21 protein-coding genes are annotated in these 23,915 nt (G+C 54.3%); 12 read left to right on the forward strand and 9 right to left on the reverse strand.

The window, feature by feature from the left end; all coding sequences use genetic code 11:
- The first annotated feature begins 92 nt into the window (after positions 1-92).
- The 6 genes from ACQE3Z_RS05695 to ACQE3Z_RS05720 all read left to right on the forward strand — a co-directional run bounded on the left by ACQE3Z_RS05695 (position 93) and on the right by ACQE3Z_RS05720 (position 6,123).
- Positions 93-773: a toll/interleukin-1 receptor domain-containing protein gene (locus ACQE3Z_RS05695; RefSeq protein ID WP_426972615.1), complete on the forward strand. Its 681-nt coding sequence runs from the start codon at positions 93-95 to the stop codon at positions 771-773.
- A gap of 638 nt (positions 774-1,411) precedes the next feature.
- Entirely contained in the window at positions 1,412-1,672 is a 261-nt protein-coding gene (locus ACQE3Z_RS05700) for a hypothetical protein (protein WP_426972616.1), read from the forward strand.
- A gap of 271 nt (positions 1,673-1,943) precedes the next feature.
- The gene (locus tag ACQE3Z_RS05705) at positions 1,944-2,978 is read left to right on the forward strand and encodes a tyrosine-type recombinase/integrase (RefSeq protein WP_426972618.1); all 1,035 of its coding nucleotides are present in this window, start codon (positions 1,944-1,946) and stop codon (positions 2,976-2,978) included.
- A 120-nt stretch (positions 2,979-3,098) separates the two neighbouring features.
- Entirely contained in the window at positions 3,099-3,899 is an 801-nt protein-coding gene (locus ACQE3Z_RS05710) for a MetQ/NlpA family ABC transporter substrate-binding protein (protein ID WP_426972619.1), read from the forward strand.
- Positions 3,900-4,057: 158 nt separating this feature from the next.
- Positions 4,058-5,044: a UV damage endonuclease UvsE gene (locus ACQE3Z_RS05715; RefSeq protein WP_426972620.1), complete on the forward strand. Its 987-nt coding sequence runs from the start codon at positions 4,058-4,060 to the stop codon at positions 5,042-5,044.
- A gap of 197 nt (positions 5,045-5,241) precedes the next feature.
- Positions 5,242-6,123, forward strand: coding sequence for a nickel/cobalt transporter (locus tag ACQE3Z_RS05720; RefSeq protein ID WP_426973070.1), 882 nt, complete (start codon positions 5,242-5,244; stop codon positions 6,121-6,123).
- Here ACQE3Z_RS05720 and ACQE3Z_RS05725 read toward each other — a convergent pair.
- A complete protein-coding gene (locus tag ACQE3Z_RS05725; protein WP_426972621.1) occupies positions 6,120-7,025 on the reverse strand; it encodes a LysR family transcriptional regulator in 906 nt (301 codons plus the stop codon). The genes ACQE3Z_RS05720 and ACQE3Z_RS05725 overlap by 4 nt on opposite strands.
- 96 nt (positions 7,026-7,121) lie before the next feature.
- Here ACQE3Z_RS05725 and ACQE3Z_RS05730 point away from each other — a divergent pair, with 96 nt between their 5' ends.
- From ACQE3Z_RS05730 to hpxO, 3 genes are all read left to right on the forward strand, one after another.
- Positions 7,122-8,189, forward strand: coding sequence for an SDR family oxidoreductase (locus ACQE3Z_RS05730; RefSeq protein WP_426972623.1), 1,068 nt, complete (start codon positions 7,122-7,124; stop codon positions 8,187-8,189).
- Between the two features lie 161 nt (positions 8,190-8,350).
- Complete coding sequence (gene glsB / locus ACQE3Z_RS05735) at positions 8,351-9,274, forward strand: glutaminase B (RefSeq protein ID WP_426972625.1); 924 nt, start codon at positions 8,351-8,353, stop codon at positions 9,272-9,274.
- Between the two features lie 155 nt (positions 9,275-9,429).
- Positions 9,430-10,587 (forward strand): FAD-dependent urate hydroxylase HpxO, encoded by a 1,158-nt coding sequence (gene hpxO, locus ACQE3Z_RS05740; RefSeq protein WP_426972626.1) that lies wholly within the window; start codon positions 9,430-9,432, stop codon positions 10,585-10,587.
- 25 nt (positions 10,588-10,612) lie between these two features.
- Here the strand turns inward: hpxO and bla are convergent, their stop codons facing one another.
- From bla to guaD, 6 genes are all read right to left on the reverse strand, one after another.
- Complete coding sequence (bla, locus tag ACQE3Z_RS05745) at positions 10,613-11,479, reverse strand: class A beta-lactamase (protein WP_426972627.1); 867 nt, start codon at positions 11,477-11,479, stop codon at positions 10,613-10,615.
- 117 nt (positions 11,480-11,596) lie between these two features.
- A complete protein-coding gene (gene dcp, locus ACQE3Z_RS05750) occupies positions 11,597-13,750 on the reverse strand; it encodes a peptidyl-dipeptidase Dcp (protein ID WP_426972629.1) in 2,154 nt (717 codons plus the stop codon).
- 49 nt (positions 13,751-13,799) lie between these two features.
- Complete coding sequence (xdhC, locus tag ACQE3Z_RS05755; protein ID WP_426972631.1) at positions 13,800-14,591, reverse strand: xanthine dehydrogenase accessory protein XdhC; 792 nt, start codon at positions 14,589-14,591, stop codon at positions 13,800-13,802.
- On the reverse strand, positions 14,578-16,932 hold the full coding sequence (xdhB, locus tag ACQE3Z_RS05760) for a xanthine dehydrogenase molybdopterin binding subunit (RefSeq protein WP_426972632.1): 2,355 nt from the start codon (positions 16,930-16,932) through the stop codon (positions 14,578-14,580). Before xdhB ends, xdhC begins: the two co-directional genes overlap by 14 nt.
- Complete coding sequence (xdhA, locus tag ACQE3Z_RS05765) at positions 16,922-18,364, reverse strand: xanthine dehydrogenase small subunit (RefSeq protein ID WP_426972634.1); 1,443 nt, start codon at positions 18,362-18,364, stop codon at positions 16,922-16,924. The genes xdhB and xdhA overlap by 11 nt, the downstream gene beginning before the upstream one ends.
- Entirely contained in the window at positions 18,361-19,698 is a 1,338-nt protein-coding gene (guaD, locus tag ACQE3Z_RS05770) for a guanine deaminase (RefSeq protein WP_426972635.1), read from the reverse strand. Before guaD ends, xdhA begins: the two co-directional genes overlap by 4 nt.
- Before the next feature lie 360 nt (positions 19,699-20,058).
- Between guaD and ydfG the strand changes: the two genes are divergently transcribed.
- Positions 20,059-20,808 carry a bifunctional NADP-dependent 3-hydroxy acid dehydrogenase/3-hydroxypropionate dehydrogenase YdfG gene (gene ydfG, locus ACQE3Z_RS05775; protein ID WP_426972636.1) on the forward strand — a complete coding sequence of 250 codons (750 nt, stop codon included), beginning with the start codon at positions 20,059-20,061 and terminating at the stop codon, positions 20,806-20,808.
- A 98-nt stretch (positions 20,809-20,906) separates the two neighbouring features.
- On the opposite strand, the gene ACQE3Z_RS05780 is transcribed toward ydfG, so the two are convergent.
- The gene (locus ACQE3Z_RS05780) at positions 20,907-21,233 is read right to left on the reverse strand and encodes a YnfA family protein (protein WP_085071761.1); all 327 of its coding nucleotides are present in this window, start codon (positions 21,231-21,233) and stop codon (positions 20,907-20,909) included.
- 120 nt (positions 21,234-21,353) lie between these two features.
- Here ACQE3Z_RS05780 and ACQE3Z_RS05785 point away from each other — a divergent pair, with 120 nt between their 5' ends.
- Complete coding sequence (locus tag ACQE3Z_RS05785; protein ID WP_250652722.1) at positions 21,354-21,701, forward strand: DUF1283 family protein; 348 nt, start codon at positions 21,354-21,356, stop codon at positions 21,699-21,701.
- A 52-nt stretch (positions 21,702-21,753) separates the two neighbouring features.
- A complete protein-coding gene (locus ACQE3Z_RS05790; RefSeq protein ID WP_250652626.1) occupies positions 21,754-22,050 on the forward strand; it encodes a DUF1161 domain-containing protein in 297 nt (98 codons plus the stop codon).
- A 137-nt stretch (positions 22,051-22,187) separates the two neighbouring features.
- Here ACQE3Z_RS05790 and ACQE3Z_RS05795 read toward each other — a convergent pair whose 3' ends face one another.
- On the reverse strand, positions 22,188-23,642 hold the full coding sequence (locus tag ACQE3Z_RS05795; protein ID WP_426972637.1) for an MDR family MFS transporter: 1,455 nt from the start codon (positions 23,640-23,642) through the stop codon (positions 22,188-22,190).
- Between the last annotated feature and the right edge of the window lie 273 nt (positions 23,643-23,915).

Here is a 23,915-nt window from a genome sequence, read left to right on the forward strand (position 1 = left end):
CGCAGTTGAGTTTGTAATCAATAATCCCCATTACTTATCTGGTTTTACTATCACAGCGGATATATTCCAGAATATTAAGGGGAAATAAGAACATGGCCAGATGTACGGCTCCTGTACGTGGACATAGCTCAGCAGCAGCCGCTGCTGCCTGTCCAGCCTGTCGCAATCGCAGTGGTTATCGCCGCAGCAGCTACAGTTATGAGTCCTACTCCTCGTCAGGCAGCGCTGGAGGAAGTCGTGGATCCAGCAGCGGTACAAAGCCCCGCTGGTCAAAATCGGGTTCTTCCGTTTCCTACACAACCGCCCAAGTACAATCTCTCACACCAATTCGCCAAACGGTAGAGAAGCTTGTCGCAGAGAAGCCGGATTTGCGTGATGTATTTCTTTGCCACGCTTGGGATGATCGACAAGGCGTAGCCAAAGAGCTACACGATTTGCTCGAGGCTGCAGGCGTCAAAGTATGGTTTAGCGAAAAGGATCTTGCTCTTGGCGTTCCTATGATGCGTGCCATCGATAAAGGATTAGCAAATTCTCGAATCGGTTTGGTATTAGTGACTCCAGCGCTGTTAAACCGACTGCCCAAAGAAGGCGTTGCTGATAAAGAGCTTTCAGCTTTACTGGCCGGGAACCAACTCGTACCGATCGTTCATAACACAACGTATGAAGCTCTCCGCAATGTCAGTCCCTTGCTCGCATCCCGAAGCGGTCTGGACACGGGAGAAGATACGCTGGCAGTTGTCGCAACAAAAATTGCAGAATTGATTACTGTGTAGAGTAACGACTCCCGCTCAAACTAATAAATCTGGTCTGCTACCGCAGGCCAGATATTTTATCTCTTATCACCCTTTCCCTATCAGAACTAAACTTCCGCCCCTGTCCATGTCACTTCAGGTGACATTTTAAACTGGCTAAAACGGGTGACTTTTTAATCTTGCAATAACAAATGTAGAGATAGACGGAATTTAACGGTTCTGTGGTCGTCACTGACCTAATGCGACAACGCCGGTGCTTTGCTCTATCATCGCAGATGCAGCTTGTAAGCGATTATGCTGAGTGGATGTCCATGTTGCTGCGGCACCGGCTAAGACATGGCAAAGCGTCTGCGACGACACAGGCTGGATAAATTTTGTGGCAATGCAATGGCTCATCAACCTTACTTGTCTCTTGCCTGCGCTGATAAAGGAAACTTTTGAGGATACACGCAGGCGATAAAGTACGGGTTACATACTAAATTATGTAAAAGAGCCGCCTGCGGGATTCTATTTTCGCAGGCGGCTTTTCTACATAACGTGTGGCACATTATGCGCACCAAGGTTGTTAGAGCAATTTAGAAAGAGCCCCCATGATTGCCCTTTCTTACGCTTGGTCTCCGTCCATACGATCGTCTGCCAGTCCGGAGCCAGAATCAAACGTGCGCCAGAGTTTTCTAGGCTCCACCCAATTGCCAGTAGCCCCCAAAGGTCGCATTGGCGCTATCCTGAGCTCATCCCTGGGCGGTCTGTTAATGGGGGCGTTTCCTGGCCAGTCTGCCATCTTCTTTATCCTTGCCCTGCCCGCGCTGCTTGCCGCCATCAGCATTGTGACGCATCGCAACGTTCAGTTGACGATGAAAATCAAAGGTGCCGGACTTGGTGAAATCCCGGCTCTGTCGGAAACATTAAATAACCGATAAGCATGTAACCGTAATCGGGCTGGGACTAACCTGGATCCCCAGCCCGATCCCGATCCTTGCGATCTGAACTGATTAGCTTTATATAATGGGACTTATATAAAGTCAGGACAGCGTTTTTTCAGACAGGTATCATGGGCAGCTCTTTTAAGAGGATGATATCTGGTCCTTGTTTTGGCGTCGCTACGTAAATTCTGCAGGGTAACTGCCCTGCTTCTGGCTCAGATTTCACGTAGCGCGATCGCCGTTAAAGCGGTTATTTACCGGGCAAAAAATGACAAAAATTATTCAACAGAGTGCGCAATTACCGGCGTTAAGCGCCGATGATGATATCGCCGGGCAATTGCGTGCCTTTGTGCAGGATCGGGAAGCCTTTTCGCCTAATACCTGGCGTCAGTTACTGAGCGTTATGCGAATTTGCCATCAGTGGGCCACGGAAAACGATCGCCGCTTTTTGCCAATGGCACCGGAAGATTTGCGGGATTATCTGACGTTTTTACAGGCGAACGGACGGGCCTCTTCCACTATCGCCACCCATGCATCATTGATTTCCATGCTTCATCGTAATGCCGGGCTGCTGCCGCCTAACACCTCTCCTGCGGTGTTCCGGGCGATGAAGAAGATCAACCGCATGGCTGTGGTGTCAGGAGAACGAACCGGACAGGCCGTCCCTTTCTGCCTGTCAGATTTAAACGCCCTGGATGTACGCTGGCAAAATTCATCGCAATTAAAAGAGATGCGTAATCTGGCATTTCTGCATGTTGCATACAGTACGCTATTACGCGTCAGCGAACTGGCGCGTCTGCGGGTCAGTGATATTACGCGCGCCGAAGATGGTCGCATTATTCTGGACGTCGCCTGGACAAAAACCATTGTTCAAACCGGCGGCTTGATCAAAGCACTCAGCACGCTCTCGTCACAGCGCCTCACGGAATGGATACAACTTGCCGGTCTTGCTGCCGAACCGGATGCCTTCCTCTTCTGTCCGGTACATCGCACCAATAAAGCGTTGATCACCACGCACCGGCCTTTAAGCACGCCGGCGCTGGAGGATATTTTTATTCATGCCTGGCGAGAGATCGGACAGAGTCGGCCAAAGGGCAACAAGAATCGCTATCGTGGCTGGAGCGGACACAGCGCTCGCGTTGGTGCCGCTCAGGATATGGCAAAACAGGGTTATGCCGTAGCGCAGATTATGCAGGAAGGCACCTGGAAAAAACCGGAAACGCTGATGCGTTATATTCGTAATGTTGATGCCCATGCCGGAGCGATGATCGATCTGATGGAAAAGAAAAGCGGCCAGCGTTAACCCCCCGTCAGTTCAACCTGGCAATCTGACGGAATTTTCATCAAACGTAACGCTTATGGATGTACAGACGTCTGGATGTATATTATAGTGTTTTTCTAACACGTATAAGGGAACTACAGAATGAAAAAAACACTGCTCACGGTCCTGCTTGCTGCATCAGTAACGTTGCTCAGCGCCTGTGATAAAGACAGCGATAATAAAATCAAAGTCGCGATTAACACCGGACCCGACCAGCAATTATGGGAAACTGTTAAACAGGTCGCTCATGATAAATATAAGCTGGATGTGGATGTGGTGGCGTTTAATGATTATGTGCAGCCGAACGAAGCGCTGTTTAACAAAGATGTTGACGCTAACGCCTTCCAGAGTCTGCCCTATCTGGAAAAACAATCGAAAGAGCGTGGCTATCGCTTTGCGGTGATCACCCACACTTTCGTCTTCCCGATCGCGGGTTACTCACACAAAATCAAAACATTAAAAGAGTTGCCGGATGGCGCAACCATTACGATTTCCAATGAGGCTACGACGCTGGGCCGCAGCCTGCTGCTGTTACAGGCGCAGGGATTGATCACCGTTAAGCCAGAGGCTGGCCTGTTACCAACCACGCTGGATATTACCTCTAACCCGAAAAAACTTAAGTTTGTTGAGGTGGATACGCCGCAGCTGGCCCGTACCCTGGACGATCCGCAGGTTTATATCTCCATTATCAATAACAACTTCGCCGCGCTGGTGAATCTGTCTGCCTCTCGCGATGGTATGTTTATGGAAGGCAAAGCCTCTCCTTATGTGAATGCTATTGTGGCGCGTGAAGACAACAAAGACAGCCCGAATGTTCAGAAGCTGAAAGAGGCTTTCCGCTCGCAGCAAGTGCTCGACAAAGCCAACGAACTGTACAAAGGCGATATCATCAAAGGCTGGTAATTTCCCCTGATACAGGCCGCGTAAACCACGCTTGCGCGGCTTTTTTTTGCTCATCTGTTTCTTGTCCGACCCGAGCGGTACGGTAACACTGCTTGCGGCATGATCTCATTTCTCTGTTAGCTGTTACACTTAAGTATGCCCGACAGACAGGAGAAATTATGAAATTAGGCTTTGCTTGCAAATATCTTACTGCTGATTTAAAACAGCCTTTTCCGCTCAAAGCCACCACCAGGAAGCGTTTTCTGAGTCTGAATAATGAACAAAGAACCCTTCTTATTTATGAGTTAGCTAAGAACAACCTGGTTAATTTATTTCAAACCCTGGAGCAATTGGCTTTGCTTCCCGAAGATTTACGCATGATGCGTATTGGCAGCGATCTGTTGCCGTTATATACCGTTCCCGAAGCAACAGATTTATATCAGGAATTTTTACCTGACCTCTATCCGTTATTTATTAAGTGCGGTGATTTTGCCAGAGGCAATAATATCCGTCTCTCTTTCCATCCGGGACAATATTCCGTGCTGGCTTCAGAGGATGAGTCAGTGGTAATCCGGGCCATTGAAGATGTTGAATATCATGCGCTTTGTGCAAAATTAATGGGTTATGGCCGCACATTTCAGGATTTTAAAATCAACATCCATATGAACGGACGAAAAGGATTTACCGGTTTTCAACAGGCGTTCGGTAAACTGAGCCCGGAAGCGCGATTAATGCTGACCGTTGAAAATGACGAAATTTCCTGTTCGCTGGACGATGTATTACAGGCCAAAGCGCTCTGCGCGGTGGTTTTAGATATTCATCATCACTGGGTAAAGGAAAATGAATTTATTAAGCCTGATGATCCGCGTATTGAACAGGTAAAGGAATCATGGCGCGGTGTGCAACCCGTTTTGCATTATTCAATATCGCAGGAAGGCTTGATTCCTGAAGAGGGTTTTCCCGATCAGGCTGCATTGGGTTTATCAAAAATGAAACTCCGTTCCCATTCAGACTATTATTTCAACAACACGCTAAATGACTGGGCATTATCGTTTGTTGATTTCGATATTATGTGCGAGGTGAAAATGAAGAACCTTGCCAGAGATCGGCTCTACCAGTACCGGCAGGCGTCCCGATCTAAGCTACAGACCTTATATCGGGATTAAGACGCGAACCGGTGATGTATTTGCCGGCACTCGGCCATAATGCTCTTCTGTCGCCATCATTGCTCCGGGCTGACGTTTATAGCTTAACGTGAGTTTTCGTTCCACTGAGCACCAGACTCCGTATACTGAAGGCGGATTTTTCTTAATCAGGATGCTTTATGTTTGGTCGCTCCCTCTCTTCTGGCAAGCACGCTCTGATGGTTGTCGTCACGCCACTGGTGCTGCTGGCGCTGTATTGTTGGTGGAACTGGGATGATTTCCTCGCCTGGAGTCTGGCGACGCAGATTACTCTGCATCGTTACCTGGTACTGCATCTGCTGCAAATCAACAACGGTCAGTACAGCGGTGGGCTGTGGCTGCTGTTCTTCACCTTTCTCTATGGCGTTTTGCATGCGGTTGGACCGGGACACGGTAAGTTCGTTGTCACTACCTGGCTGAGTACCCAACCGCAGCATGCATCTGCCGCGCGGCGAGCGGTGCCGCTGGTTGGCAGCCTGGTTCAGGGACTCAGCGCCATTCTGTTTGTGTTTATTCTGGCCGTGGGTTTTAACCTGGTAGCTGGTGACTTAAGCCTTAGCCGTTGGGTTATGGAAAAGGTCAGCGCGCTGCTGATCGCCGCTTTTGGCGGTTGGATGTTGCTACGTGGATTGCGCAGTTTTTCTTTCTCTCATCATAATACCCATCAGCCATGCGGCTGCGGTCATCATATGCCGCTGGCTCAGCCCGCAAACTGGAAAGAGCTGCCTGGCGTAATGATGGCCATCGGCTTACGTCCCTGTAGCGGCGCGATTACCGTTTTATTGTTCTCAAATGCAATTGGCATTGTGACATGGGGCATGCTGGCGGTGATGACCATGGCGCTGGGCACCGGCCTTTCCCTGTTATTACTGGCTATGGCGGTAAGCCGTTTACGCGATACCGTCACCGCTGTTTGGCTTCGCGATTCGCCTGCCGCCGCCAGTATTATGGCGCTGGTCCGCATTGCCGGTGGCGTACTGCTGCTGCTTTTTGCTCTGATCCTGTTTCTGACCGTAGTGCCGGTCAGCCCGAGCGGAGATTTTATTGCAGCGGGCTGCTAACGAATCACCAGATCATGAAAGGTTTTCAGTAGCGCATCCACTTTTGGCAGCAGCTGTTTCTTGCGCGGCCAAACCAGCCAAAGCGGCAGGCCATCCAGCATTAGCTGTGGCAGGATGATCTTTACCCTGCCCGCCTGCTCTGCTTCCCGTATCAGCCATGTCGCCATCTGGGCGATACCCAAACCGGCGCTGACTGCGCTTAGCTGTGCTTCGCTATCGCCAAAGGCCAGCCTGGCGTTTACCGTCCGGCTAGCGACACGGCCGTCGGCTGCCATAAAGCGCCAGGGCGTGGTGGTGCCGTCCACCCGTTCATAGGCCACAGCGCGATGCTGCTGCAGCTCATCGAAACTCTGCGGCGTACCGTAGCGCTGCAGATAGTCCGGGGCGGCGCAAAATACCAGCTGCTCGTTGCCCAGATAGCGCATCCCCAGCGAGGCGGGATAATCTGCCGGGCCGCCAATGCGCACCGCAATATCGATATTCTCCTCAAACAGATCCACAAAGCGATCGGCAAAGGTCATGTTGATTTGCAAGTCGGGATAATCGCGGCAGAAGTCATTGATTAACGGCATGACGTGCGTGCGGCCAAAGGTCATCGGCACTGCGACGCGCAAGCGTCCAACCGCATGGGTACGCTGTGCCGCCAGCACCGTTTCTGCCTCGCTCAGTTCATTCACCACCCGTTGACAGGTTTGATAATAGGCTTCTCCGGCGTCGGTCAGCCGCAGAGTACGCGTGGTGCGCTCAAACAACCGCGATCCCAGGCGCTGCTCCAGCCTGGCTATACTTTTACTGACAGCTGAGCTGGTCAGATTCAGCCGCTCCGCTGCCGCGCTGAAGCTGCCCGCTTCTACCGTTGCCACAAACGGCATAATGCCCTTAAGCAGATCGTTGCCAATCATGATTCATGAATCCTTTTCCGAAATCTTGTGAATTTATACCTCAGATATGAAATTAATTCCGAACTATGCTTAACAGCATCTGTTACAGGAGGCGTAATGAACAAAAAAGCATTGATTATCGGCGTAAGCGGCGTAGTTGGCAGCGCGCTGGCAGAAAAACTACAGGCGGATGGCTGGCAAGTTTACGGTCTGTCGCGGGGACGCGCGCCGGTGCCGCAGGGCTGTCACTCTCTGACCGCCGATCTCACCTCGGCGGAATCGGTTAACGCCACGCTAAAAGATCTCCATTTTGACAGCCTGTTCTTTAGCGTCTGGTCGCGCCAGGCCAATGAGAAAGAGAATATCCGGGTAAACGGCGCGATGGTGCGCAACGTTCTGGAAGCGATGGGCGAGCGCCTGAAAGGCAGCCATGTCGCGCTGGTTACCGGTCTGAAGCACTACCTTGGCCCGTTTGACGCCTATGGTAAAGGCAGCGTGCCAATGACGCCGTTCCGCGAAGAACAGGGGCGTCAGCCGGTCGATAACTTCTACTATGCGCAGGAAGATGAGCTGTTCGCCGCTGCCAACAAATATGGTTGCACCTGGAGCGTACATCGTCCACATACCATTATCGGCTATGCGCTGGGCAATGCGATGAATATGGGGCAGACGCTGGCCGTCTACGCTACCCTGTGCAAAGAAACCGGCAAGCCCTTTATTTTCCCGGGTTCAGAAGCGCAGTGGAATGGCGTAACTGATATGACGGATGCCAGCCTGCTGGCGGAGCAGCTGGAATGGGCCGCGACGTCTCCCGCAGCACAAAATCAGGATTATAACGTGGTAAACGGCGACGTCTTCCGCTGGAAATGGATGTGGGAGCAGATTGCCGATTACTTTGGAATTGAAGCAGCGCCGTTCCCCGGTGAGATGCAGCCGCTGGAAGGCCGCATGCTGAACGCCGATCATGACTGGGAAAAAATTGCTGAGAAGTACCAGCTGCGCGAGCAAGAGATTTCCCGTCTCGCCTCCTGGTGGCATACCGATGCCGATCTCGGTCGCCCGATGGAAGTCTTTACCGACATCAGCAAAAGTCGCAAGGCGGGCTTTACCGGATACCGCTCCACGCGCGATGCCTTCTTTACGCTGTTTGATAAGCTGAAGGCTAACCGTATTATCCCATCCTGATCACACGCAAAACACAGGCCGGAACGCGACAGTTTACAAGGCGATCCGGCCATCCCTTCTTTCTACCTTTTCCTGCGCCAGACGCTTTTTTCTGAATTTATTGACGCCGTGAAGACAACCTCCCATTATGCTGCGCATCTAACGTAACGGAGAAGATTGTCGTGGCTGAACTCAGCAATGCTTTACTGGAAGAGATCCTGCAGCAGGTGCGCCCTTTAACGCGTCAGGGAAAAGTGGCTGACTATATCCCGGCGCTGGCGCAGGTGTCGCCTGACTATCTGGGTATCGCTGTGCTCACCCGCGAAGGCACGCTGTATCAGGCTGGCGATGCTGATGTCCGTTTCTCTATTCAGTCGATCTCCAAAGTGTTGTCGCTGACGCTGGCACAAACGCGTTATCAGGAACAGGAGATCTGGCAGCGCGTGGGTAAAGAGCCTTCCGGCCAGCCGTTTAATTCTCTGGTGCAGCTGGAGATGGAACGCGGTAAGCCGCGCAATCCCTTTATCAATGCGGGCGCGCTGGTGATTTGCGACATGCTGGAAACCCGTCTGACCGCCCCGCGTCAAAGGATGCTGGAGGTAGTGCGTCAGCTGTGTGACGAGCCATCGATTAACTACGATCGTTATGTTGCCCGCTCCGAGTTCGATCACTCGGCGCGCAACGCCGCTATCGCCTGGCTGATGAAGTCCTTTGGAAACTTTGATAATGATGTACCCGGCGTGCTGCAAACCTATTTTCATTACTGTTCGCTGGCGATGAGCTGTAAGGAACTGGCGCGTTGCTTCTTCTACCTCGCCAACCAGGGCTGCCCGCTGGGCGAGACAACGCCAATACTGACGGTACGGCAGACGCGCCAGATCAACGCCCTGCTGATCACCAGCGGAATGTATGACGGCGCAGGCGAATTTGCCTGGCGGGTAGGAATGCCTGCGAAATCGGGCGTGGGCGGAGGAATTATTGCCATTATACCCGGGGAGATGACGATCGCGGTCTGGTCGCCAGGCCTTGACGCGTCCGGCAACTCCCTGGCAGGCACTGCGGTGCTGGAATTGCTTTCCGAGCGGCTCGGCTGTTCAATCTTTTAAGGGGCGTTCAACAGGCAAGTTGCACCTTAAAGCAGCGTTGAACATGCCTCCTGCCCTGTAAATGCGCAATCGCAACGGTAACATCGCCCTTTTTGGCACCTGCATAGCTGGTACAAAAGTTGCAGTTTCCTGCTATCAACAGCAAGGAGAGAGCAATGAAAGCGATCGTAATCGGTGGCGGTATTGGCGGGATGTGCGCAGCGCTGGCGCTGGAACAGAGCGGTTATCAAACCGAGGTGTACGAAGCGGTAAAAACCATTCGCCCGGTAGGCGCGGCGATTTCCATCTGGCCAAACGGCGTTAAATGCCTGAACTTCCTGGGTTTGAAAGCGCAGCTGCAGGCGTTGGGCGGCAATATGGCTTTTATGGCCTATAACGATTTCCGGCACGGACAAACCCTTACCCGCTTCTCCATGATGCCGCTGGTGGAAAGCGTTGGTGAACGTCCCTATCCGGTAGCGCGCGCTGATTTGCAGGCGATGCTGCTCGATCGCTACGGCGCACAGCGCGTTAATTTCGGCAAACGCGTCAGCCATATTGAACAGGACGCCACGGGCGTTACCGCCTGGTTTGAGGATGGTAGCGAAGCGCGCGGCGATTTTTTGATCGCTGCCGACGGCACGCATTCGGTAATCCGCCCCTCGGTAACCGGTCAGCACGCTGAGCGGCGTTATGCCGGCTACGTTAACTGGAACGGCCTGGTGAGCATTGATGAAACCATTGCTCCCGCCGATCAGTGGACCACCTTTGTCGGTGAAGGCAAACGCGTCTCTTTGATGCCGGTCAGCGGCAACCGCTTTTACTTTTTCTTTGATGTGCCGTTGCCGCAGGGGCTGGCGGAAGATCGCAGCACTGTAAAAGCGGACTTAACCCGCTATTTTAGCGGCTGGGCCGAACCGGTGCAGACGTTGATCGCCGTGATTAACCCGGAAACCACCAACCGTATTGAAATTCATGATATCGATCCTTTCCCGCAGTTGGTCAAAGGTCGGGTTGCGCTCCTGGGCGATGCCGGACACAGCACTACGCCGGATATTGGGCAGGGCGGCTGCGCCGCAATGGAAGATGCGGTGGTGCTGGCATTAACGCTTCAGGCGCACTCGCTGGGCATCGAGGATGCGCTGCGGCGCTATGAGGCTCGCCGCGCGGATCGGGTCAAAGATCTGGTGCTGAAGGCGCGTAAACGCTGCGATGTGACCCACGGTAAACAGCCTGAGGTAACGCGTGCCTGGTATGAAGAACTGAAGCGGGAAACCGGCGAACAGATCCTGAGCGGTATGCAGGAGACCATTGTCGGCGGCCCGCTGGCGTGAAAAGCCGGGCTTCAGGCCCGGCCCGTTATGGGTGAAGTTCAGCGATAACCGCACGCGTGGCGGCGGCCAGCACCGCTTTATTACTGGCAGCTTTTCGCTGCGGCTGGGTAAAGTAGATGGCTAAAATTTTCGGCTGTGCTTTATCAGGCCAGAGCACGGCCAGATCGTTGGTGGTGCCATAATCACCGGCGCCAGTCTTATCGCCAACCACCCAGCCCTCGGGTACGCCAGCACGAATACTCTCATCGCCGGTGGTGTTCTGTTTTAACCAGCGGTTAAACATCTGGCGCTGCTTTACCGGCAGGATATCGCCCAGCGCCAGCTGATTCAGGTTAGATGCCATTGCCGCTGGCGTGCTGGTATCGCGTTGATTGCCCGGCACCGCGCTGTTTAAATCGGGCTCGTAGCGATCGAGCCGGGTTATCCGGTCGCCCAGCTGACGCGCCCATGCGGTAACGCCCTGCGGGCCGCCCAGCTCATGCAGCAGGTAATTGGCCGCCAGATTATCGCTGTATTCAATGGCGGCGGCGCACAGCGCGCCAATGCTCATGGCCTTGCCGATATAGTTACCGGTGACGGGCGTCCAGGGAACATTGTCCGCGTTGTTGATCATCACCTTTTTCTCCAGCAAACCGGGCTGGCTGACGCTTTTATGCAGAATGGCCGATACCGCCAACGCTTTAAAAGTGCTGGTCAAAGGAAAACGTTCATTGGCGCGATAGCCGTAGCGTCGATCGCCATCAATCCATACCACCCCCAGCCGCCCGCCGCTGGCTTTCTCCAGTCCGGCCAACTTTTGCGTCAGAGTGGCTTCATCAGCCATCGCGCTGAGCGACCATAACGAAAACAATCCGGCCAGCAGCGAATAGCGCCAGAAACAGTTTTTTTGCATGTGGAACGTCCTTTTAGGTTAGCCTGGTGCCTGAACGTTATTGTACATCAAACGACTGTTTTCAGATGGAAAAAAAGGGCATTGCTGCCCTTTTTCCCCTGATGATGAGGAGGCGGTTTAAGGTGCTTCCTTCAGCCCCCGGTTGATCAGCATCGGTTCGATGTCAGGATCGTGACCGCGCCAGTCATAATAGAGCTGCTTTAAATCGCTGCTGTTGCCGCGTGACAAAATCATATCGCGGAAGCGCTGGCCGTTTTCACGCGTCAGGCCGCCGTGCTCTTTAAACCAGGCAAAGCCGTCATCCGCCAGCATCTCGGTCCACAGATAGGCATAATAGCCTGCCGCGTAGCCGTTGCCCCAGATATGCTGGAAATAACTGGAGCGATAGCGCGGCGGCACCTGCGGCAGGTTGACCTTATCCTGCGCCAGTGCGTTCTGCTCGAAAGCATCCACATCTGGCTGCGCGTCTCCGGCGCGAAGACTGTGCCAGTGCATATCCAGCAGCGCCGCCGCCAGCAGCTCGGTCATGTCGTAGCCTTTATTGAACTTATTGGCTTTCAGGATCTTATCGTGCAGCGTCTGCGGCATGGGTTCGCCGCTCTGATAGTGGCGGGCAAAGTGTTTAAACACCTTATCATCGCTGGCCCAGTGCTCGTTAAACTGTGACGGAAATTCCACGAAATCACGCGGGGTTTCGGTGCCGGACAGGCTCGGATATTGCTGATCGGCAAACATTCCGTGCAGCGCATGACCAAATTCATGGAACATTGTAATCACATCGTCCCACGACAGCAGCGCAGGCTGGCCCGCCGCCGGTTTGCTGAAGTTAGCGACGTTATAAATCACCGGTTTGGTTCCCAGCAGCTTCGACTGGTCGACGAAGTTGCTCATCCACGCCCCGCCGCCTTTGTTATCACGCTTGAAGAAATCGGTATAGAACAGCGCCAGCGAGGAGCCATCCTTATCAAACACTTCATAGACGCGTACGTCAGGCTGATAAACCGGCAAATCGTTACGCTGCTTAAAGGTCAGGCCGTAAAGCTGGTTGGCCGCATAAAATACGCCGTTTTCCAGTACGTTGTTCAGTTCGAAATAAGGGCGAATTTGTGATTCGTCGAGATCGTATTTAGCGCGACGCACCTGCTCTGCGTAAAAGGTCCAGTCCCAGGGCGCCAGCTTAAAGCCGCCCTGCTGCTGATCAATCACCGCCTGAATATCAGCCGCTTCGCGCTGCGCGCGTGCTGTGGCAGCCGGAACGATATTGCGCATAAAGTCCAGCGCCGCCTGCGGGGTTTTCGCCATCTGATCCTGCAGTTTCCATGCGGCATAGCTGTCGAAGCCCAGCAGCTTCGCCTGCTGCGCCCGTACCGCAGCCAGACGCGCAATCAGCTGACGTGTATCGTTGGCATCGCCTTTTTCCGCGCGCTGCCAGGAGGCATTGAACAACGCTTCACGCGTCTGACGATCCGACAGGCTTTGCAGTTCCGGTTGCTGGGTGGTGTTTTGCAACGCCAGCAGCCACTGGTTTTTCAGGCCGCGCGCCCCGGCCGCTTCGGCGGCGGCAGCGATTTCACCTTCGCTCAGGCCAGCCAGCGCCGCCTTATCTTTAATCAGCAGACCACCTGCTTTGGTAGCCGCAAGCAGACGATTGGTAAACTGGGTACTCAGCGTCGCCGCTTCCTGATTCAGCGCCTTGAGCTCGGTTTTTTGCTGGTCGCTCAGGCTGGCTCCAGCCAGCTGGAATGACTGCCAGGTAACGTCAACCAGACGACGGGATTCCGCATCCAGCTGGAGTTTGTCGCGCTGCTGATAAACCGCATCAAGGCGGGCAAAAAGTTTGCTGTTAAGGTGGATTTCATCGTCCAGCGCCGCCAGTTTGGGGGCCGTTTCTTCATCAATTTTTTGTAATTCGTCGTTGGTATTGGCAGAGGTCATGGCGCCGAACACGTTTAACACCCGCTTCAGCATCTGGCCGCTTTTCTCCAGCGCCACATAGGTATTTTCAAAGGTAGGCGGCTGCGGATCGTTGGCGATACGCGCCACTTCTTGCTGCTTATCGCGGATGCCCGCTTCAATCGCAGGAAGATAATCGCTGTCCTTGATACGGTCGAAAGGCGGTGCCTGAAAAGGCAGAGCGCTGGGCTGACTGAAGGGATTGTGCTGTTCGCCGGACATGGTCTTCTCCTGATCGTGATTCGCCGTCGCACCGGCTGCCTGAGCTGAGCCGCTCAGCGCCAGGCCAATGGCCAAAAATAACACCGATAACCGCATATCCTTACTCTCCTGTTCCTTGCCTGTAAAGTCAGAATCATAAGCGCAGTTAACCGATGGTGCCAGCATTCTGCGTCTGTTGATAAACGGCGATAATTTCTGCCGCTACGGCGACGGCAATTTCCGCCGGCAGTTTGCCCTTGACCTGCGGCAGCCCTACCGGACAGCGCAGGCGCGCCAGCTGCTGCTGGCTGAATCCTTTGCCGCTCAGACGATACTCAAAGCGCTGACGCTTGGTATTTGAACCAATGACCCCGGCATAACGATAGTCATCGCGGCGCAGAATGGCCTCGCACAGCGCCAGGTCGAGCGGATGATGATGCGTCATCACCACAAAATAGCTCTCTGGCGGCAGCTGCGAAACATACTCCACCGGCTCTTCTACCTGACAGACGTTGACGCCAGCTGGCACCTGCGCGAACAGCTCTGCACGCTGATCGATCCACTGTATGTGACAGGGTAACGTCGCCAGCAGCGTGACCAGCGCCTGGCCGACGTGTCCCGCACCAAAAACAGCGATGTGCGGCTGTACATAAAGCAGCGGCTCAAACAAAATGGTGGTGCTACCACCGCAGCACTGCCCCAGCCGCGCGCCCAGGCTGAACTGTTCGCTGTGCAGACTTTCGCGGCCCTGCATCAGCACATTGCGTGCTATCTCAATACACTGGAATTCCAGATGTCCGCCGCCGATGGTAAAAAACTGCCCATCCGCCGTCACGATCATTTTGCTGCCGCGATCGCGCGGCACTGAACCGCGCTCGTTAAGCACGGTAATCAGCACGCACGACTGACGCTGCGCTCGTAGCCGCTGCAGCGTTTCAATCCACTCATGAGCAAGCATTACTTTCTCCCGCCAGCCGGTTTACCGCCCAGAAAACCTTTTCTGGCGTGGCGGGCGCATCCAGATGCGGATGCTGACGATAGTCGGCCACGCTGGCTATCGCATCCTGTAGTGCGACCCAGACGGAAACACCCAGCATAAACGGCGGTTCGCCCACCGCTTTGGAATGAAATACCGTCTGCTGAGGATTTTTACGGTTTTCCAGCAGCGTCACGCGCAGATCGCCCAGGGTAGGGATTTTGTAGCTGGCCGGTCCATCGGTCATCAGGCGTCCCTGGCTATCCCAGACCAGCTCTTCGCAGGTTAGCCAGCCCATGCCCTGTACAAAGCCTCCTTCGACCTGCCCCACATCAATAGCCGGGTTCAGCGATGCACCGACGTCGTGCAGAATATCTGCACGCAGCAGGCGATATTCACCGGTTAAGGTATCAATAAGTACTTCGCTACAGGCCGCGCCGTAAGAGAAATAATAAAAGGGCTGACCGCGTCCCGCCTCACGATCGTAATGAATACCGGGAACACGATAGTAGCCAGTGGCAGACAGCGGCACCTGATTCAGCCAGGCGAGCTGCGCGACCTGACTAAAGGTAAAATAGTGCTGCTTCACCCGCACGATGCCGTTGCTGAAGCTTACCTCCTGCGGCTGGCACTGATGCAGGCGACACAGCATCTCCGTCAGTCGCTGGCGCAAAATCTCCGCCGCGTGCTGAGCGGCCTTGCCATTAAGATCGGTGCCGCTGGAGGCTGCCGTCGGCGAGGTATTGGGCACTTTGCCGGTATCGGTCGCGGTAATACGAATGGCGCTTGCATCAATCTGCAACACTTCCGCTACGATCTGCGCTACCTTGGTATGCAGCCCCTGGCCCATTTCGGTGCCGCCGTGGTTCAGCTGAACGGTGCCGTCGGTATAAATCAGGATCAGCGCGCCGGCCTGGTTTAGAAAGCTGGAGGTAAAAGAGATACCGAATTTCACCGGCGTCAGCGCCAGGCCACGTTTCAGGATCGCACTGGCGGCGTTAAACCGCCGTACCGCTTCCCGACGCGTCTGATAATCAGCGCTCTGCTCAAGCTGTGCGGTAATTTCTTCCAGCAGGTTATCCTCAACCCGCTGATGATAATGGGTAATATTACGCGTCTGCTGTCCATAGTAGTTACGTTTACGTACCGTGAGCGGATCCAGCTGGCGGTGGCGTGCGATGGCTTCGATAATTTGTTCAATCGCCACCATGCCCTGCGGGCCGCCAAAGCCGCGATAGGCGGTATTGGAAGCCAGATTGGTGCGGCAGCGATAGCCGGTAATGCGCGCATCGCCCAGATAATAGGCGTTATCAGCATGGAACATCGCACGATCGACAATTGACCCGGAAAGATCGAGCGAATAGCCGCAGTTGCCCGCCAGCTCGATGTTTACCCCACAGAACAGGCCGTCATCATCAAAGCCCACGTCATAGCGCACAAAGAAAGGATGACGTTTGCCGGTGATATGCATATCGTCGCGCCGCGCCAGACGCATTTTTGCCGGTCGCCCGGTTTTATGCGCTGCCAGCGCGCATAAACAAGCAACACCCGCCGCCTGGGTCTCTTTGCCACCAAAACCGCCGCCCATGCGTCGCATATCGATGGTAACGTTATTCATCCCCACGCCCATGACTGAAGCAACCAGTTTCTGAACTTCAGTCGGATTCTGCGTTGATGACCAGACCTGAAAAGAGCGATCCTCGCCCGGTGCAACCAGCGCGATCTGCGTTTCCAGATAGAAGTGCTCCTGCCCACCGATATGAAACGCCCCCTGAATGCGATGCGGCGCACGTGCCAGCGCGGTATCGACATCGCCACGCTGATGGATATGTGGCTCCTGCACAAAATGGCGCTGTGCCAGAGCCGTTTCCACATCAAGAATTGCCGGCAAAGGTGCATATTCAATATGGGCAGCTGCCGCGCCCCGCCGTGCTGCCTCTTCGCTTTCCGCCGCCACAACCAGCACTATCTGTCCCACATAACAGACCGTGTCGCCCGCCAGCAGCGGATCGCCCGGCTCCAGCGCACCAATATCCAGCTCGCCGGGCACGTCGCGCCAGGTGAGAACCTCAATCACGCCGGGAATGGCATAACAGGCTGCGGTATCGATATGCAGGATACGCGCATGTGCCTGAGCGCTCAGACGCGGGCAAAGGTGCAACAGACCCGGAAAGGCTAACCGGTCATCAATATATTGCGCTTCGCCGCTAACGTGCTTTTCTGCGCTTTCATGCTGCCGATCGCGGCCAACGCCGTTCTGGATGCCAGCCAGATACTGTGCTTCAAGAACCTCTTGCTTAACCGGCGGACGATTATGAGACATAGTGGGATACCTCGTTCACGGCCAGTTCGCCGTTCAGCTGGTGGAAATAGCGGCGCAGTAGATTTTTTGCCAGCTGCATGCGCCAGGCGGCGCTGGCTCGCGCATCGCTTAGCGGCTGAAAATCCTGTTCCAGCGCCCGGCAGGCGTTTTCCAGCGTGGTCGCTGACATTGTCTGTCCGATGAGTGCGGCTTCGCAGGCGAAAGCGCGTCGCGGTACCCCGGCCATGCCGCCATACGCCAGCCGCGCTTCGGTGATCACACTGTCATCTCGTTTGAGATTAAAAGCGGCAAATACCGCAGAAATATCATCCTCACGGCGTTTTGAGACTTTCCAGGCGCGGAAATCAGGTGACAGTGTCACTCTGGGGATATGGATCGCGCGAATAAACTCGCCGCTTTCCAGTGCCGTACGCCGGTAGCCGAGGAAAAACTGATCAAGCGGCAGCTGACGCAGGCGTTCCCCCTGCTGTAAAATCAGCGATGCGCCCAGCGCCAGCAGCATTGGTGAGCAATCGCCGATCGGCGAAGCATTGGCGATGTTGCCGCCCAGCGTGCCGCGATTGCGAATTTGTAATGAAGCAAAGCGGTGCAGCATTTCACTAAAGATCGGGATGGTGGTGTGCAGGCGCTGCTGACAAACGCTGAGCGGCACGGCTGCGCCAATCACAATCGCTTCCGGTGTTTCCTGCCACTGCCGAAGTTCCTCTACCTTTTCCAGCGCAATCATCAGCGGCAGCTTTTGATATTGCTGGGTAATCCGTAGCATCAGATCGGTACCGCCAGCCAGCAGCACCGCCTGTGGGTTTTCCAGATAAAAGCTTGCCAACTGCGCACAGGATTCAGGTATCACATAGCGACCAGAATCCGTGACAACGTCACTCATGGCGTGCTGATGCAGCGCCTGCAGACGCATGATGGTCTCCTGCTCGCGCTGGCTAAAGCTGTCTTTTTCCGGTTGGTTGCAGGCGAGGCGCGCCGCTTCCACAATAGGCCGATAGCCGGTACAGCGACAGAGATTGCCCGCCAGCGCGCTTTCCGCCTGTTGGCGATCCCAGCCGTTGCTGTTTTTTTGCAGTGTGAACAGCGACATAACAAAGCCTGGCGTACAGAAACCACACTGCGAGGCGTGACAGTTAACCATCGCCTGTTGTACGCTGTGCAGTTGGTCGCCCTGGCGTAGATCCTCTACGGTGATCAGCTGTTTGCCATCCAGCGCGCCAATCGGCAGCAGGCAGCTGTTAACTGTCTCATAACGCATTTTGCCATCCACTACGCTGCCCAGCGTAACGGTACAGGCGCCACAGTCGCCCGAGGCACAGCCCTCTTTTGTACCGCAGCGCCCTTTTTGCTGGCGCAAATAGTTCAGCACCGTGGTATTTGCATCAATCTGATGCTCACTTACCAGCGTCTGGTTGAGCAGGAACTGGATCATATCGCTGCCTCTTGATGGGGTTGTTGCCAGGCAAGCTGGCCGTTTACCCAGGTTTCGGCGATAGTACGATCGTCGCCAAGCGTCATGAGCACAAACAGTTTTTCCCAGATGTCGCGGCTGTTTTGCCAGCGCATTTTCTGCAGCGGCGTAGCTTCAGGCTGCAGCACCACGAAGTCTGCCTCCTTACCGGGCATAAAGTTACCAATCAGATGATCCAGGCTTAGCGCCCGTGCGCCGCCCAGCGTGGCGTGATAGAAAGCTTCGCTGGCATGCAGCTTATAGTTCTGCAGCTGACTGACCTTATAGGCTTCGCCCAGCGTCTGCAGCATGCTGAAGGTGGTGCCCGCGCCAATATCCGTGCCGATACCAAGTTTGATCGGCTGCTGCCAGCTGCGTTGTAAATTAAACAGTCCGCTGCCAAGAAACAGGTTCGAGGTTGGACAAAAGGCGATGGCGGAATCGGTCTGATGCAGGCAGCGCCACTCTTCAGGCTCCAGGTGTAAACAGTGCGCAAAGATGCTGCGCGGGCCGGTCAGCTGATAATGGTGATAGACATCAAGATAGCCTGCCTGCTGTGGAAACAGCTTTTTCACCCACTCCACCTCCTGCAGGTTTTCCGCCAGATGGGTATGGATCCAGGTATCAGGAAACTCCTGATGAAGTTGCGTGACTTTTTCCAGCAGTTCTGGTGATGAAGTCGGCGCAAAACGTGGCGTGAGCGCATATCCCAGGCGGCCACGCTTGTGCCAGCGCTGGATCAGTGCGCGCGTTTGCTGATAGCTCTGCTCCGGGGTTTCCAGCAGATAATCTGGCGCGTTGCGATCCATCATCACCTTACCGGCGATAATGCGCATCGCCCGCTGTTCGGCCGCCTGGAACAGCGCCTCGACTGACTCGGGATGCACCGTGCCAAAAACCAGCGCGCTGGTGGTGCCGTTGCTGAGCAGCTGTTGTAAAAAGAAGGCGGCCATTGTTGCTGCGTGCCCGGCTGAATGGTATTGCCCTTCAACCGGGAAGGTGTAGTTTTCCAGCCAGCTCAGCAGCTGTTCACCAAAAGCAGCGACCATTTCGGTTTGCGGATAGTGGATATGGCAGTCGATAAAACCGGGAACGATCAGGCTTCCGCGTCGATCGAGCATGGGGCAATTGGCAGGCAATCTGCCCTCCGCTTCCAGCCACGGGCGCAGGCTGGCAATTTTTCCCGCTGTGATCAGCAGCAGGCCGTCTTCAATATAGCGTGCCCGTTGCTCGATCTCCTGTGGATTGCTGACCGTAGCGGTTATATCAAAAAAGCTACTGCGAATGGCGTAAGTTTCAGTGGCTGGCACAGACATAAAACTTCCTTAACCCAAATTTTCGTTATGGCAAATGAGCGGGTATTTAGCAAACTGCAAGAGTTATGCCAGCCGGTTATTTGTTTAAATATATTTAAAATCAATGATTTATCATAAATAACACTCATTCTGTCTATCCCAAACGATTGCGCAAACGCTTGCCTGCCTTTAAAGCGTTAATATTTCCCAGGCCTTTCAGATAGCCCCTGCCGGAACGTCTGAACGACCTGTTATGTCGGCAAACTTTTGGTGCAATGCGCACCAGTACAGTGCTTTTTGTTCATCATTAACCGGTACTGGGCAGCAGCAAAACGAAGTGTTATGGTAATTATCCTGAAAAACCTGTTAAGGAACAGCGAGATGATAATCTTTGTTACCGGTGCGACTGCCGGTTTTGGTCAATCGATCGCCCGTCGTTTTATCGCAGCAGGACATAAAGTGATTGCTAACGGACGTCGCCAGGATCGTCTGGATGCGCTAAAGGCTGAACTGGGTGAAAATTTGTATACCCTGCAATTCGATGTCCGCGATCGTGCTGCAATCGATGCTGCGCTGGCTACTCTGCCGGCTGAATGGCAACAGGTCGATATTCTGGTTAACAACGCCGGACTGGCGCTGGGTGTGGAACCTGCCCATCAGGCCAGCATCGACGATTGGGAAACCATGATCGATACCAATAATAAAGGGCTGGTGTACATGACCCGCGCGCTGTTGCCTGGCATGGTAGAGCGTAATACCGGGCATATTATTAATCTCGGCTCGGTTGCCGGTAACTGGCCTTATATGGGCGGCAACGTATATGGCGCAACTAAAGCCTTTGTACGTCAGTTCAGCCTGAATTTACGCACCGATCTGCACGGCACAGCGCTGCGTGTGACTGACATCGAGCCAGGCCTGGTGGGCGGCACCGAGTTTTCCAACGTGCGCTTTAAAGGCGATGATAGTCGGGCGGAAAGTGTGTATGCCGGTACTACCGCGCTGACGCCAGAAGATGTGACCGAAGCGGTATATTGGGTGGCGACGTTGCCAGCGCATGTGAACATTAATACGCTGGAAATGATGCCGGTTAGCCAGACCACCGCCGGGCTAAAAGTGGCGAAAGAATCCTGACGCCAGAGGCGGACGAACATCCGTCCGGCTCTGGCACTGCGAGGTGTATGGCAACTAAGCCTGATTGATTTCCTCAGGTTTAGTTGCCCGGCGTAAGGTTACGCTTTGCCCCATCCCGCCACAATAATCAGCATGCCGCAGAAAGCCACCGCCGCGCCCAGCCAGTCGCTGTAGCTTAAGCGTACGCCATCCACCCAGCGCAACCACAGCAACGCCGTGACCACATAAACGCCGCCGTAAGCCGCATAAACGCGCCCGCTGGCGGCGGGATGCAGCGTCAGCAGCCAGACAAAAGCCGCCAGGCTCAGCGCCGCCGGAACCAGCAGCAGCGCCGACGCGCCCTTTTTTAGCCACAGCCAGGGAAGAAAACAGCCCACAATTTCCGCCAGTGCGGTAAGAAAAAAAAGCAGCGTGGTTTTGATCATAAAAAAGCGTTCTCAAAGCTAAACGAAGCGTCTGGCTCGCTGGTGAGTAAACAAGCGACGATGATATACTAAAAGCGGTATCACCTCATGGCAGGTTGCCATAAAGATAAGGAACCGATGATGCAAACATTATTTACCCGTCTGGCTGTCGCCCTGCTTCCGTTTACGCTGTTCAGCGCTTTGGCGCTGTCATCTGCGTCGGCCCAGGCGCGCACCGAGCGTTTGATCATTGAAAACGGAAGTAATGCGTTAAGCAATGAAGAAGCGCGTCAGAATAAAGAACAGTGGGATGACACGCGAATGCTGCGTAAAAAGCTCAACAGCCGCGTCGAAAAAGAGTTTGATAAAACCGATCGTGCCTTTGATAGCCGTGACGCCTGTGAAAAAAGCTATAACGTCAACGCATACTGGGAAGCCAATACCCTGCGCTGCCTGGATCGACGCACCGGACGCCCCGTAACACCCTGATCTTACTTTACTGCTATAGTTACCGCTGGTTTTATTGCAAAAGGATGATGTGATGAGAGCGAAGAAGTGGATGTTAAGCGCCCTGTTGGTTGTTGCTCCGCTGGCAGCCCAGGCATCTTGCGAATCGGTAAAAGCGGATATTAGTCAGAAGATCATCAATAACGGCGTGCCTGAATCAGGCTTTACGCTGGATATTGTGCCTAACGATCAGGCTGAGGCTGCCGGTGGCCAGGTGGTTGGACATTGTGACAACGACTCACAGAAAATCGTTTATAAACGTACCGGCGTCGACGGTGAAACTAACGTGCCTGCCGATGCCGGTACCGCACAGGATGCCCCCGCTTCCTGATTTATCCTCAAGGCGCCTGAACGGCGCCTGTTTTTTCTCAAGCGAATTATTAATCACATTTAAGCTGATAGTTACCGGTTATTTGTACCGGTACTTTTCAATAGTGAATAGGGTTAAGATTCTTGTTTCACGCGTTCCTATTCCGGTCTGCGTCGTGGCATGGTCCAGGCGATAAACAGGCTGCCAACGGCAATCACCAGCGAGACAATAAATACCCAGTGCAGCGAAGCAGCGATATGCAGCGTCATCTGATGCAGGGTGCCCCCGTCTAACGCCTGCCGCCGCTCCGGCGACATAATTTGCTGCACCGGATCCTGCGCGTCAGGCAACCGCAGCAGCAAATTATAATTGAGTACCGCGCCCATAATGGCTGTACCCAATGCGGAGCCAAGCATGCGGCTAAACATAATCGAGGCGGTGCAGATACCGCGAATAGCGAAATCGGCGCTGTTCTGAACCGAGACCAAAAAGGTGGTGCTGGTCATGCCCATTCCGGTACCGATCACAAAAGCGGCAAAGCCAGCCTGCAACAGGCTGCTCCCGGCATGCAGCGTCAACAGCAGCGCCGTGCCCGCAATCAATAACAGCGCGCCCAGCTGAGCGGTAAAACGATAAGAGGTATGCAGCATCAGACGGCCGCTAAAGGTACTGGCAAGCGGCCAGCCAATCGACATCATGGCCAGCGCGCTGCCCGCCTGCAACGGCGAACCGCCATTGATGCCCTGAATCCAGGTGGGCAAAAAGGCGCTGATGCCCATCATCGCCGCGCCAATAATCAAATTCCCGGCATTACCGGCAACAATGACCCGGCTCCGCCAGATAGCCAGCGGAAACAGCGGCGCCTCGGCTTTTTTTTCATGGCGCAGCAGAATAAAACCGGCGATTAACGCCACGGCCAGAAACAACAACAGCCAGTAGCCCAGCGCCTCAGCCTGAAGCAGCGCAACCAGCAGCGCGCTGACGCTTAGCATCAGCCAGGCGCTGCCGGATACGTTAAGGCTCTGCTCTGAAGGTTGTTGATGCGCTGGCAGCCAGCGCGCCAGCATCAGCATTGAAATAATGCCCAAGGGTACGTTAACCCAGAAAACCAGCGACCAGCTGAAATGTTGCACAATCCAGGCGCCGGTCAGCGGGCCGATAATCGCCGCAACGCCCCAGACGCTGGAAAGCCAGCCCTGAATGCCCGCCCGCTCGCGAGGCGAATAGATGTCCGCCACAATAGTCGAGGTGATCGGCATAATCGCTCCTGCACCCAGCCCCTGAAAAGCACGGAACAGAATAAGCCAGGTCATACTGTGCGCCATGCCGCACAGCACCGAACCCAGTAAAAACAGCGAGGCGCCGATCAGGAACATGCGTTTACGTCCCCACAGATCGGCGAGCCGCCCATAGATCGGTACGCTTACCGCCTGGGTTAGCAGGTAAATGGAAAAAACCCAGCCAAATTGCGAAAAGCCGCCCAGTTGAGCAACGATGGTGGGCATCGCCGTCGCGACAATAGTGACTTCAATTGCCGCCATAAACATCGCCAGCATACAGGCAATTAAAATCCAGTGACGGTGTGCGACCGTCTGATGTTGAGTTTCTGCCATGTTTTCCCTTCCTGTTAATTTCCTAAGCGTAGCCCAACGCAGGGCATTGCGTACACTCCCTTAAGTGACGTTGTCACTTAAGTTTGCTTTGGTTGTTTCCTGTCTGCCGCTGGCGTTTGAAAACATGTTTTCTCCCCTTGCCGGGAAAAACTATCCTGCTGATCCTGCCGCAAAACTGGCGAACCCGTCTGCGCGCTGCTATAGATTTAAGGCACCACGTTTTTTTTGCTGATAAAGACGTAAAAATCAGCAGTTTATCTTTATCGTCCGGCG

Source organism: Pantoea sp. FN0307, assembly GCF_050113815.1.
In the GTDB taxonomy this organism is placed as follows: Bacteria; Pseudomonadota; Gammaproteobacteria; order Enterobacterales; family Enterobacteriaceae; genus Mixta; species Mixta alhagi.

Bases quoted from the DNA above. Each gene is read 5' to 3' on its own strand.
- ACQE3Z_RS05695 (WP_426972615.1), top strand. From the start codon at position 93: ATGGCCAGATGTACGGCTCCTGTACGTGGACATAGCTCAGCAGCAGCC.
- ACQE3Z_RS05705 (WP_426972618.1), top strand. From the start codon at position 1,944: ATGACAAAAATTATTCAACAGAGTGCGCAATTACCGGCGTTAAGCGCC.
- ACQE3Z_RS05710 (WP_426972619.1), top strand. From the start codon at position 3,099: ATGAAAAAAACACTGCTCACGGTCCTGCTTGCTGCATCAGTAACGTTG.
- ACQE3Z_RS05715 (WP_426972620.1), top strand. From the start codon at position 4,058: ATGAAATTAGGCTTTGCTTGCAAATATCTTACTGCTGATTTAAAACAG.
- ACQE3Z_RS05720 (WP_426973070.1), top strand. From the start codon at position 5,242: ATGGTTGTCGTCACGCCACTGGTGCTGCTGGCGCTGTATTGTTGGTGG.
- ACQE3Z_RS05725 (WP_426972621.1), bottom strand. From the start codon at position 7,025: ATGATTGGCAACGATCTGCTTAAGGGCATTATGCCGTTTGTGGCAACG.
- ACQE3Z_RS05730 (WP_426972623.1), top strand. From the start codon at position 7,122: ATGAACAAAAAAGCATTGATTATCGGCGTAAGCGGCGTAGTTGGCAGC.
- hpxO (WP_426972626.1), top strand. From the start codon at position 9,430: ATGAAAGCGATCGTAATCGGTGGCGGTATTGGCGGGATGTGCGCAGCG.
- bla (WP_426972627.1), bottom strand. From the start codon at position 11,479: ATGCAAAAAAACTGTTTCTGGCGCTATTCGCTGCTGGCCGGATTGTTT.
- dcp (WP_426972629.1), bottom strand. From the start codon at position 13,750: ATGCGGTTATCGGTGTTATTTTTGGCCATTGGCCTGGCGCTGAGCGGC.
- xdhC (WP_426972631.1), bottom strand. From the start codon at position 14,591: ATGCTTGCTCATGAGTGGATTGAAACGCTGCAGCGGCTACGAGCGCAG.
- xdhB (WP_426972632.1), bottom strand. From the start codon at position 16,932: ATGTCTCATAATCGTCCGCCGGTTAAGCAAGAGGTTCTTGAAGCACAG.
- xdhA (WP_426972634.1), bottom strand. From the start codon at position 18,364: ATGATCCAGTTCCTGCTCAACCAGACGCTGGTAAGTGAGCATCAGATT.
- guaD (WP_426972635.1), bottom strand. From the start codon at position 19,698: ATGTCTGTGCCAGCCACTGAAACTTACGCCATTCGCAGTAGCTTTTTT.
- ydfG (WP_426972636.1), top strand. From the start codon at position 20,059: ATGATAATCTTTGTTACCGGTGCGACTGCCGGTTTTGGTCAATCGATC.
- ACQE3Z_RS05780 (WP_085071761.1), bottom strand. From the start codon at position 21,233: ATGATCAAAACCACGCTGCTTTTTTTTCTTACCGCACTGGCGGAAATT.
- ACQE3Z_RS05785 (WP_250652722.1), top strand. From the start codon at position 21,354: ATGCAAACATTATTTACCCGTCTGGCTGTCGCCCTGCTTCCGTTTACG.
- ACQE3Z_RS05790 (WP_250652626.1), top strand. From the start codon at position 21,754: ATGAGAGCGAAGAAGTGGATGTTAAGCGCCCTGTTGGTTGTTGCTCCG.
- ACQE3Z_RS05795 (WP_426972637.1), bottom strand. From the start codon at position 23,642: ATGGCAGAAACTCAACATCAGACGGTCGCACACCGTCACTGGATTTTA.